Raw genomic sequence first — 8,129 nt, forward strand, 5'->3', positions numbered from 1 at the left:
AAACAAGGAATATTTGGACAAAAAAGGCCGCCGGGTGTTGGTTGAAAAGGGTCGGCTATCCAAGAAAAAACGATAATATTCTGATTATCAGAAATAAAAAAGGCAGGAAATATCCTGCCTTTTTTCCCCAAATCTTACCATGAACTTAACCTACTTATGCTATGGTCCTCCAAATGTAAAGCAAGGCGAAGGAGCTTAAAAAGGTTTTGGATAAAATCCCCGTTAATCGGATGAACTGCTACTTATGGGCAATGGAGGGTTACGGGTTGAGGAAACGGACTACAAATACCGTCCTTGAAGGGATGTGGCCGGGCTGAAAATAAAAAAGGTGGAGAAGACTCCACCTTTTTTGCCCCAAATCTTACCATGAACTTAACCTACTTATGCTATGGCAAGTCTAAATGTAACTTTGATTGCTCCGGAATGACGATAAAGGCGATGAAATGCACAAAATATCGATGAAATGCACAAATTTTAAGAAAATGCGCTTTTTATGTTAATAAGCGCGTTCATTCTTGCCTTCGTAAAAATTGATAAAGGCCCGGTTTACCACCTTGTTTCCCCCGGGTGTGGGATAGTCGCCCGTAAAATACCAGTCGCCCAAATTCATAGGGCAGGCCCGATGCAGGTTCTCAATGGACTGATAGATGATCTCCACCTCGGCCTTGATGCCTTCTGGGCATAAGAGTTGGCCTATTTTTTTTGAAATCTGATCCGCGCTGAAAGGGGCGTAGAATTCCTTCACGTAATTAATGATCTCACTCTCATCCCGATTAATCTGCTCTTTACATTTGTGATAGATTTCCTCCACAACAGAAAGGCTCTTGTTTTCCCGATGTAATTCTAGTGCCGCTTTGAAGGCGATAAAGTCCTCCAGTTTAGCCATGTCTATTCCGTAGCAATCAGGAAAACGTATTTGTGGGGCAGAAGAGACCACGATGATCTTCCTGGGGGACAACCTGTCCAGAATGCCCAAAATACTGTTCTTCAAAGTAGTACCCCTGACAATACTGTCATCGATAATCACAAGGTTGTCATTTTCACTGACAGAACCGTAGGTGATATCATATACGTGTGCTACCAGGTCATCTCTGCTGCTGTCCTGGGTGATAAAGGTTCTCAACTTGGCGTCCTTTATGGCCACTTTCTCAATTCGGGGCCTGATTTCAAGGATCTCATGCAGCTCTTCGCGGGTGATACCCGAACCTTTCTCCAGGATCTGTTCTTCCTTCTTTTTGTTGAGGTAGTTCTGAGCTTCCCTTACCATACCCAGGAAGGAGGTTTCTGCCGTATTGGGTATATAGGAAAATACCGTGTTTCTGATATCGTGATCTATGGATTCCAGGATCTTGGGGAAGATCAACTTACCGAGTTCCTTTCTCTCCTGGTAGATCTCAAGATCGCTACCTCTCGAGAAGTAGATGCGTTCAAAAGAACACGCCTTCCTCTGAAGGGGTTCCATGATCTTTTTTACATTGACCTTCCCGTTCTTTTTTATAATAATGGCATGGGCAGGAGCTAATTCCTCTACCTCAGAGTATTTAACATTGAATACAGTCTGTATGGCCGCCCGTTCCGATGCGACTACCACCACCTCATCGTCCTGGTAGTAATAGGCCGGGCGGATCCCGGAAGGATCACGCAGGACAAAGGCATCGCCGTGTCCCAGCAGTCCTGCCATCGCATATCCGCCATCCCAGTTTTTGGAGGCCTTTTTCAAAATCTTGGCCACGTTGAGTCGCTCTGCGATCAGGGGAGAGGCTTCCATCTTGTTATACCCTTCCTTTTTGATCTGTTTATAGAGCTTGGCCACAGCATCGTCCAGGAAATGTCCAATCTTTTCCATGACCGTCACCGTGTCTGCCATTTCTTTCGGATGCTGGCCCAGTTGCACAAGATTGTCGAACAACTCGGCCACGTTGGTCATGTTGAAGTTCCCGGCAACGATCAGGTTTCTGTGCATCCAGTTGTTCTGGCGAAGGAACGGATGCACGTTTTCAATGCTGTTCTTTCCAAAAGTACCGTAGCGAACATGCCCGAGCAATACCTCTCCTATGTATGGAATATTCTTCTTCTGGGCCTCTGCGTCATCGATGTATTCCGGGTGTTCTTTAAAAGCGCGGTTGATGCGGTCCGTGATCTGGGCAAAGATGTCCTGAATAGGCTGGGCCTGTACGGATCTTACCCTGCTCATATAGCGTTGCCCAGGCTCGACATCCAGTTTGATACTGGCAAAGCCGGCCCCGTCCTGCCCCCGGTTGTGCTGTTTTTCCATCATGAGGTACATCTTGTTCACCCCGTAAAAGGCAGACCCGTACTTCTCCTTGTAGTAATCCAGGGGTTTTAACAAACGGATCAGCGAAATCCCGCATTCGTGTTTAATGGCGTCGCTCATAATTTATCTCATAAAAAAAGCCCTGAATCGGCAGGGCATTATCTCAACTCAATATCGAATTGTGTCAGTTGCTTAAATTGCTCCAGCCTTCGCTCTACCTCCTCCTTAGTAAGATTTTGCATCCTCTCTGTGCCAAACTTCTCCACGCAGAAGGAGGCGAGGTTCGACCCGTGGATCACGGCATTCCTGAGATTGTTGAAAGACACATTTTCCGTCTCAGCCAGGTAGCCCACAAAACCTCCCGCAAAAGAGTCGCCCGCCCCTGTGGGATCAAATACTTCCTCTAGAGGGAGGGCGGGAGCAAAGAAGACTTCCCCATTGTGAAACAACAGGGCCCCGTTCTCGCCTTTCTTTATCACTACGTATTTCGGTCCCATGCGGTGGATCTTCTGGGCCGCCCTGACCAGGGAATATTCATTCGAAAGTTGCCTGGCTTCACTGTCGTTGATCGTGATCACGTCCGTCATACTGATCACCTTTTTCAGCTCGGGAAAGGTATGGTTCATCCAGAAATTCATAGTATCCAGCACCGTAATCTTCGGTTCTTCCCTCATTTGTTCCAGGGCTTTCAATTGTACGGAGGGGTGAAGATTCCCCAGCATGAGGACGTCTGCATCCCTGAAATGATCCGGGACCACCGGTTCAAAATCTGCGAGTACATTCAGTTCGGTGGTGAGGGTTTCCCTGCTATTGAGGTCATTGTTGTATTTTCCGCTCCAGAAAAAGGTCTTGCCTTTCTCTACGATCTCTATCCCGGAGATGTCAATCCCTTTCTTTTTAAAGAGGTCGAGGTACTCCTTGGGAAAATCACCGCCTATCACGGATACGATGGCCGTTTCAGCCTCGAATTGGGAGGCTGCGAGGCCAATAAACGTGGCTGCACCACCCAGGATCTTGTCCGTTTTTCCAAAAGGGGTTTCTATGGCATCGAATGCTACCGTTCCAAGGATCAAAAGCTTGCCCATATTCGCTGTTCAAATTCGATGCAAATATACGCTTTTGTAATTGCCCTTCATCAGTCGAATTTCAGGAAATTCCCCGCCCTCTACTTTCGCCCGAAATCAGCCGGGATCTCACCCCATGCCAGAGTTTCCCATTTCACTATGGGCGTAGAATAGGAATTCTTTTGCAGCCACTTCTCGGCCCGTTGGATCAGGTCGAACAATTCACGGTTGCGGGCATTGGGCTGCAGCTTGGTATTGCATCGCTTTTTTCTGACCCAGCTGATGGCCGTGCGGGAATCGGAGTAGAGGACGCGATCAGAACGTCTCTCTTTCAGGAAGGCAAGGCCGTGGACAATGGCCAGGAATTCACCTATGTTATTGGTTCCCTCTGGGAAAGGCCCTTGTTTAAATAGCCTTTTACCTGTTTTGGTGTCTACCCCCTGGTACTCCATCTTGCCCGGATTCCCGCTAGAGGCAGCATCTACTGCAATGGAATGAGGGTTGGGGTCACCGATTTTCATCAATTCCTCAGTTGAGAGTCCCGGCCCCTTCTTTTTTTGCCCTTTATAGGCGGCATAAGAACTGTTGTACGCCTTTTCAGCCTCACTTTTGGTGGGGAATCCCATGTATTGTGCCCCTTTGATGCCCGAGATTTGCTGCTTGCATTCTTCCCAGCTCTTGTAAATGCCAGGGGCTTTCCCTTTCCAGACCACATAGAATTTGTTCTTGGCCGCCATCAGTTCCGCGTTAGGAGGTCTTCAATCACACGAGGGAAGTGCCTGTGTTCCAGGAGCCTTACCTTTCTGCTGATCTCTTCTGCAGAATCCTCGGGGTTGAGGACAGTCTTCTGTTGCTCAATGATGGCCCCCTCGTCATATCGTTCGTTCACATAGTGTATAGTGATCCCAGATTCCCTGTCCCTGTTGGCTTTGACAGCCTCGTGTACGTGATGCCCATACATTCCCTTGCCCCCGTATTTCGGAAGTAAGGCCGGATGGATATTGATGATCTTTTTAGGGAATGCCCGCACCATCTCGGCCGGGATCAGGCGCAGGAAACCGGCCAGCACTATGAGGTCTGGATTGATCGATTTGAGGAGTTGCAGGACGAGTCCGGATTCTTTAAAACTGTGTCGGTTAAAATAAAATGCTGGAATGCCCAGGGTATTGCAGCGTACAAGGACATAGGCGTCCTTCCTGTCCGTCAGGACGCAAGAAATCCTTATGTCGGTGTGTCCTTCAAAAAACTTGGCGATGTTCTCTACATTGGTTCCGGAACCTGAGGCGAAAAGGACAATGTGCTTCATCTTTGATTTCTAGGTACAGAGGTAAGGCTCTATTGGCAGGGAGATCAACAACTTGATTTACAGATCGGAAGAAGAGCGATCGATTTATATCAAAAGCCAGACTTTCCCCTTATTTTTTATGCTGCTAAAGTAATATACTTGTGATTAAATTTCTTAAATTACCCTACAAAATGGCATCTAGTGGTGGATTTCCACCAAAGTTTTTTATTTTTGCCAACAATTAAAAATTTAAACCAAAAAAATTATGTCAGACATTGCATCAAGAGTAAAGGCAATCATCGTTGATAAGTTAGGGGTTGATGAAAACGAAGTTGTGGCAGAAGCTAGCTTCACCAACGATCTCGGGGCAGATTCATTGGATACTGTTGAACTGATCATGGAATTTGAGAAAGAATTCGACATCCAGATCCCGGATGATCAGGCAGAAAATATCGCAACCGTCGGCCAGGCTATAAGCTACATCGAAGAGGCCAAATAAAGAATGATATAAATAACATGTTGTAAATTATCCATGTGGTTTCCACGCTGCATGGATATTTTTTTTAATTTTCGCTTGGCATAGGTACATCTGATACAAAAATTGGTTCTATGGAGTTAAAACGAGTAGTTGTTACCGGATTAGGTGCCCTTACACCCATTGGGAATACCCTCGATGAATACTGGGAAGGACTTAGTTCAGGGAAAAGTGGTTCTGCTCCCATCACGTACTACGATACCGAAAAATTCAAAACCAAATTTGCCTGTGAGATCAAAAATTACGATCCACAGGCCTATTTTGACAGGAAGGAAGCACGGAAACTGGACAGATTCACCCAGTATGCCCTGATATCTTCTGACGAGGCTATCGCCGATGCGGGTCTCGACCTCAATGCCCTGGATAAATTCAGGGTCGGGGTGATCTGGGGTGCCGGGATTGGCGGTCTGGAAACTTTCCAGAACGAAGTGATGGATTTTGCTAAGGGAGACGGAACCCCGAGGTTCAACCCCTTCTTTATACCCAAGATGATAGCGGATATTGCTCCGGGTAACATTTCGATCAAGCACGGTTTTATGGGACCCAATTATACTACGGTCTCCGCCTGTGCCTCATCCGCCAATGCCATGATCGATGCCCTGAATTACATCAGGCTGGGATACTGTGACGTCATAGTCACCGGAGGTAGCGAAGCGGCGGTTACCATGGCGGGGATGGGTGGTTTCAATGCCATGCACGCCCTGTCTACACGAAATGACAGCCCGGAAACAGCCTCCAGGCCTTTTGATGCCACCCGGGACGGGTTTGTCCTCGGGGAAGGAGCAGGCGCATTGATACTCGAGGAATACGAGCACGCCAAAGCCAGGGGCGCAAAGATCTACGCGGAGTTGGTCGGAGGTGGGATGTCCAGTGATGCCTATCACATGACAGCTCCTCATCCGGATGGGATCGGCGTGGTACGCGTGATGGAGAACTGTCTTAGGGATGCAGGGATGAAACCGGAAGAGATAGACGCGATCAATACCCACGGCACATCCACTCCTTTGGGAGATGTTGCTGAATTGAAGGCGATCTCTCAGGTCTTCGGAGAGCACGCTCCGCATATCAACATCAATTCCACCAAGTCCATGACCGGACATTTACTGGGTGCGGCAGGAGCTATTGAAGCCATTGCTTCTATCTTGGCCATGAAACACAACCTTGTACCCCCTACGATCAATCACTCAACGGTAGATGAGAATATAGACCCCAAACTCAACCTCACTTTGAATAAGGCCCAACCCAGGGATGTCAGGGTGGCTATGAGCAATACCTTTGGTTTTGGGGGCCATAACGCCTGTGTGATCTTTAAAAAAATAAGCTAGACGCAGGATGATTTTCCCTTCAAATATCTTCAATTCCCATTCAAAAAAGGATGGGGATTTTTTTTTAAGCATATCGAAAGTGCTGGGATTTAAACCCAAGGACGTCAGCATTTACCAGAGGGCATTTCTGCACCGATCGGTGAACCTAAAAGACAAGAAAGGGAATCCTATGAATTACGAGAGGCTTGAATTTCTGGGGGACGCCATGCTGGGAACTATTATTTCCAGGCATCTCTACAACGAAGTCCCGGGAGGGGATGAGGGTTACCTGACCAAGATGCGCTCAAAGATCGTGAGCAGGAAGCATCTCAATGAGTTGGGAAAAGACCTCGACCTTATTCGGTTTGTCGAGACCAAGATCCCCAAATCCCATTTTGGCGACAACATCCACGGTAATGTCTTCGAGGCTCTTATAGGGGCGATCTATCTGGACAGGGGATATAAATATTGCGAAAAGTTCATACGGGAAAGGGTCATCGAGCCCTATGTGGATATCGAACAGCTCGAAGGCAAGGTGATCAGCTACAAAAGCCTGCTGATCGAATGGTGTCAGAAGCAAAAAAAGGAATTCAAATACGAGGTGTATGAAGATGACGGTAAGGATCTCTTAAAGCACTTTGCTGTCAGACTGTTCATCAATGGCAAACAGGTAGCCAAAGCCAGAGCTACTTCCAAAAAGAAAGCAGAAGAAAAAGCCTCAAAAAGAGCTTTTTTTGCCCTGCAGCACAAAATTGAGAATTCCTGATCACTCCACGTACTAAAACGTTTGCGCTATTATTTCACCTGCTTCGGACTAGGTGAGTAACGTTATATATTATATATTTACATCTTAGGCTTTTTATGGGGTCAAACATGCGAATACTGGAAGATTTCTATGCAGAGGATTTTGCGCTGGCAGGGATTCATACCAGCCTTGAGGACTTTTCTCTGGTTTACGCCCTGAATAAGACCCTGAAACTCCGGCTCCGCAGGGCCGTTTCGGATCTTTCCTTTTCTTCGAATATTTTTTATCCCTATTTCGAATGGAAGGATGAATTATACGACCGAAACTGGTCTTTGTTGACCAACTCCTGTATTACGCAACACAGGGGTCGTTCGGGAGATCTTTTTCCGGAAGAGCCATCATTTAGCAGCAATGCCCTGGTTCCCGAATACAAGGGAGCCAATTATCTGTTGAAAACGGAAGAAGACGTATTGAATTCGGAAGTGATCACCAGGATCAAATCCATACCCGGTGTCATAACGGCCTATGTCATTGAAACAGTGAATCTCAAGTCGAAGACCAACCTAATTTTTTAAGAATGCCGAGTAAGAAGAAGACAAAGATAGTTGCTACCCTGGGCCCGGCCTGCAGTGACAAGGAAACCCTGAGGAAGATGATAGAGGCGGGAGTCGATGTGTTTCGTATCAACTTCTCTCATGCCGATTACGAGGATGTAAAACAGCGTATCGAGATCATACGTGAGCTCAACGAGGAGATGGGTATCTACACCGCCATCCTCGCGGATCTCCAGGGGCCTAAGCTCCGGGTAGGGGTCATGGCCGGAGAAGTGGTGGTAGCCCCCGGGGATGAGATCACGTTTAAAACGGGAAAGCCTTTTGAAGGCAATTCCGAGCAGGTCTATATGAACTATGAGGAGTTCCC

9 protein-coding genes are annotated in these 8,129 nt (G+C 47.2%); 5 read left to right on the forward strand and 4 right to left on the reverse strand.

Translation table 11 applies throughout. The features are described from left to right. Positions 1–496: 496 nt before the first annotated feature. The 4 genes from ABYP73_RS09315 to ABYP73_RS09330 all read right to left on the reverse strand — a co-directional run bounded on the left by ABYP73_RS09315 (position 497) and on the right by ABYP73_RS09330 (position 4,645). Positions 497–2,395 (reverse strand): amidophosphoribosyltransferase, encoded by a 1,899-nt coding sequence (locus ABYP73_RS09315; RefSeq protein WP_372944446.1) that lies wholly within the window; start codon positions 2,393–2,395, stop codon positions 497–499. Positions 2,396–2,433: 38 nt separating this feature from the next. Next, positions 2,434–3,360: a PfkB family carbohydrate kinase gene (locus ABYP73_RS09320; RefSeq protein WP_372944447.1), complete on the reverse strand. Its 927-nt coding sequence runs from the start codon at positions 3,358–3,360 to the stop codon at positions 2,434–2,436. 80 nt (positions 3,361–3,440) lie between these two features. Then, complete coding sequence (locus tag ABYP73_RS09325; RefSeq protein ID WP_372944448.1) at positions 3,441–4,076, reverse strand: viroplasmin family protein; 636 nt, start codon at positions 4,074–4,076, stop codon at positions 3,441–3,443. Further along, on the reverse strand, positions 4,076–4,645 hold the full coding sequence (locus ABYP73_RS09330; protein ID WP_372944449.1) for a phosphoribosylglycinamide formyltransferase: 570 nt from the start codon (positions 4,643–4,645) through the stop codon (positions 4,076–4,078). Before ABYP73_RS09330 ends, ABYP73_RS09325 begins: the two co-directional genes overlap by 1 nt. Before the next feature lie 244 nt (positions 4,646–4,889). Here ABYP73_RS09330 and ABYP73_RS09335 point away from each other — a divergent pair, with 244 nt between their 5' ends. The 5 genes from ABYP73_RS09335 to ABYP73_RS09355 form a co-directional block, all read left to right on the forward strand. Continuing rightward, positions 4,890–5,123, forward strand: coding sequence for an acyl carrier protein (locus tag ABYP73_RS09335; RefSeq protein ID WP_009778413.1), 234 nt, complete (start codon positions 4,890–4,892; stop codon positions 5,121–5,123). A 110-nt stretch (positions 5,124–5,233) separates the two neighbouring features. Next, positions 5,234–6,484 carry a beta-ketoacyl-ACP synthase II gene (gene fabF / locus ABYP73_RS09340; protein ID WP_372974136.1) on the forward strand — a complete coding sequence of 417 codons (1,251 nt, stop codon included), beginning with the start codon at positions 5,234–5,236 and terminating at the stop codon, positions 6,482–6,484. A gap of 7 nt (positions 6,485–6,491) precedes the next feature. Further along, the gene (gene rnc / locus ABYP73_RS09345; protein ID WP_372974137.1) at positions 6,492–7,229 is read left to right on the forward strand and encodes a ribonuclease III; all 738 of its coding nucleotides are present in this window, start codon (positions 6,492–6,494) and stop codon (positions 7,227–7,229) included. Between the two features lie 107 nt (positions 7,230–7,336). Next, positions 7,337–7,783 carry an IPExxxVDY family protein gene (locus ABYP73_RS09350; protein WP_372974138.1) on the forward strand — a complete coding sequence of 149 codons (447 nt, stop codon included), beginning with the start codon at positions 7,337–7,339 and terminating at the stop codon, positions 7,781–7,783. A gap of 2 nt (positions 7,784–7,785) precedes the next feature. Next, positions 7,786–8,129, forward strand: a 344-nt coding sequence (locus ABYP73_RS09355; RefSeq protein WP_372974139.1) for a pyruvate kinase, incomplete at its 3' end; no start/stop codon positions are given.

The organism is Muriicola sp. (assembly GCF_041567615.1).
In the GTDB taxonomy this organism is placed as follows: Bacteria; Bacteroidota; Bacteroidia; order Flavobacteriales; family Flavobacteriaceae; genus Muriicola.